Consider the following 2,896-nt stretch of genomic DNA (forward strand, 5'->3'; position numbering starts at 1 on the left):
CGCCGCGCCGGTCCTGTGCCTGGTCGCGGGCGCGACACTCGCGCTGCGCCTGCTCCCGCGCGTCGCCGCGCTCGCGGAGCGCCACGCGGCGCGCTCGCGCCGCCTCGTGGTCCCGCTGGCGGCCTGGGACGTCGCACGACGGCGGCACTCGGGCGCGGGCTCCTTCCTCCTCGTCCTCGCGAGCGCCGCGACCGTGCTCGCCCTCACCGGGCAGGCGACCTGGGCGCGGTCGCAGCAGGACCAGGCCGGTGCCCAGGTGGGCGCGGAGCTCGTCGTCACGTCGGCGGAGCTCGCGCCGCTCAGCGCCGGACCCGCCCTCGCCGAGGCGACGGGCGGGACGCCGTCGGCCGTGCTGCAGCGGCCGGTCGGCCTCGGGTCGCGGGCGGGGGGCGAGCAGGCGGGGGAGCCGGCGCAGCTGCTCGCGGTCGACCTCGCCGGACCCGGGCTGCAGGTGGGCCGCCCGCCGCCCGGCACGACGTGGTCCCAGGCGACCGCGGGTGCGGCGCCCACCGGTGACTCCCCGGCCCCGGTGCTCCTCCCCGTGACCGACGACCTGCGCGTGCGCCTGACCGGCACGGTCCGGGACACGACGACGCTGCTCGCGGCGCCGTCGCTGGTCGTGCAGGACCGGTGGGGGGACCAGGCGGTGCTCGCGGGCGCGCCGGTGCCCCTGGACGGCCGGACGCACGAGGTCCGGGTCGCGCTCGGCGAGCCGCCGGGTGAGGGGCCCGGCGGGGGGCCCGGTGGCGCAGCCGTCGCCGCCCCGCTGCACGTCGTGGCCGTGCGGCTCGCCCTCACCCTCGCCGACGGTGCGGACCCCCCGGCGACGGACCGCACGGCGCGGACCGCGGTCGAGGTGGAGCTCGTCGGGGCGTCCACCTCGCAGGGGGCCGGGCCGGCGCAGTGGTCCGGTGCGCGGGAGCCGGGTGACTTCCAGGTGGTCCGTAACGCCGCCGCGAGCCAGCAGGGCGGCGCCGACGGCGTCGTCCTGACCGCGACCGCCTCGGTGTCCCCCGTGGGCGTCCTGTGGGAGGGCGGGGACCTGCTGGTCGTCGCCGGCCCGCCGGTGACGGACCTGCCCGTCGTCGTCACCCGCGCGCTCGCGGACGGGCTGGGTCTCGAGCCCGGGTCGAGGCTGTCCGTCACGGTGGGTCTCTCGGCGGTCGACGCCGTCGTAGCGTCCGTCGTGCCCTACCTCCCCGCGGTGTCCGACGGACCCGCCGTCCTGGCCGACCGCTCCACGCTGGCACGCGCCCTGCTGGGCAGGCACGACCTCGCCGGCCTCACCGACCGGTGGTGGGTCGCCGACGTGCCGGACCCCCGGGCGGCGACGCAGGCGGTCGCCGACGCCGGCCTGGGACGCGCGGTCACGAACGAGGGCACCGCGGCGGAGCTCCACGACGGCCCGCTGCCGCGCGTCCTGCGGCTGGGGACGGCCGTGCTCCTGGTCGCGGGGATCGTGCTCGCGCTCCTCGGCACGGCCGCGCGGGTCGCCGCGGCCGTCGGCGCGCGGGCGGTCGAGGTCGCGCGCCTGCTCGGCCTCGGCCTGTCCCGTCGCTCGGTGCTGTCCGCGTTCGTGCTCGAGCACGCGGCGACGTCGCTGGTGGCCGTGCTCGCCGGGACGGTGGTGGGCGCCGTCGTCTCCTGGCTGACGTCGCCGCTCCTGGTGGTCTCGAGCACCGGCGAACGGCCCGTGCCCGACGCCGTCCTCGTGTGGCCGGCCACCGCGCTGGCGGTGGCCGTGGCGGTGCTCGTGCTCGGGTCGACGGCGGTCGTGGTGCCGGTCGCGGCGGCGGCGGTGCGCCGCGCGGGTGCCACCCACCTGCGCATGGACGCGGCCCCATGAGGGCGCCCGCAGGGCATGGGCACCGACGGCCCGGCCGCGCACGCCTCCCGCGCCTCGGCGCCGCGTGGGACGCGCAGCTGCGCACGTCGCGGTCGGACGTCCGACCCCTGGCCCTGGTCGCGGTGGCGCTCGTCCTGACGCTGCTGCTCGCCGACGCCGCGCCCCGGCTCCTCACGCGCGTCGCGGACGAGACCGTCCGGACGGCCGTCGCCGGGGCCGCCACGGCCGGCCTCACCGTCTCGGCACGCCTGCCCGAGCGCGCCGTGGAGACCGGCCGCGACCCGAGCACGGGCGAGCAGCTGCCGGACCTCGCGGCCCAGATCGCCGACGCGCTGCCCGCGGAGCTGGTCGCCGTCCTCGGCCCGCCCGTCGCCACGGTCTCGACGGCCGAGCTGCACGCCGCCCTCCCGGGCGGCGGCGAGGCCCTGATGCGGATGGCCTACACCTGGCGGGACGGGGAGCCGGGCGTCGAGTGGGTCGAGGGCGTCGCGCCCGGGAGCTCCCGCGGCGGCGACCTGAGCGCGGGCGGACCGGAGGCGTGGCCGGTCGAGGTCGGCCTCGCGGCGCCGGTCGCCGAGCTGCTCGGCGCGCGGGCGGGCGAGCCGTTGACCGTGGCCGGTCCGGACCGGGTCCCGCTCGACGTCACGGTGACCGGCATCTTCCGTGCGCAGGACCCGCGCGACCCCGTCTGGTCCGGGGTGCGGGGCATGCTCGAGCCGGTCGTGCGAGGCAGCGGTGCGGGCCTCACGACGACGGTCGGTGCCTACCTGTCGGTCACGTCGGTCCCCGACGCGCGGGTCGCCCTGCTCGCCTCGCCGTCCGGGGTCTCGCGGTCCATCACCTTCCCGCCGCGCGCCGAGGCCTTCGACCTGGCGGGCCTCGAGACGGTCGCGCAGCTCGCGGGGGGTGCCGAGGCCGCGCCGCAGGCGCTCGCCGTGCCGGGTCCGCGTCCGACGGTCACGACGACCCTGGACACCGTCCTGCGGGCGGCCGCGGCGCGCGTCGGCGCCGCGGGCGCGCAGGCGGCGGTGGTGCTCGTCGGCGTGCTCG

2 protein-coding genes are annotated in these 2,896 nt (G+C 79.8%); both read left to right on the forward strand.

Translation table 11 applies throughout. The features are described 5' to 3' along the window. Positions 1-1,846 (forward strand): FtsX-like permease family protein (locus IDM29_RS16135; protein ID WP_188037786.1); only part of this gene is annotated, 1,846 nt, incomplete at its 5' end. Then, positions 1,843-2,896, forward strand: a 1,054-nt coding sequence (locus tag IDM29_RS16140) for a hypothetical protein (RefSeq protein ID WP_223148421.1), incomplete at its 3' end; no start/stop codon positions are given. The genes IDM29_RS16135 and IDM29_RS16140, both read left to right, overlap by 4 nt.

The sequence above is a fragment of the Actinotalea sp. JY-7885 genome, from assembly GCF_014525465.1.
Classification (GTDB): Bacteria; Actinomycetota; Actinomycetes; order Actinomycetales; family Cellulomonadaceae; genus Actinotalea.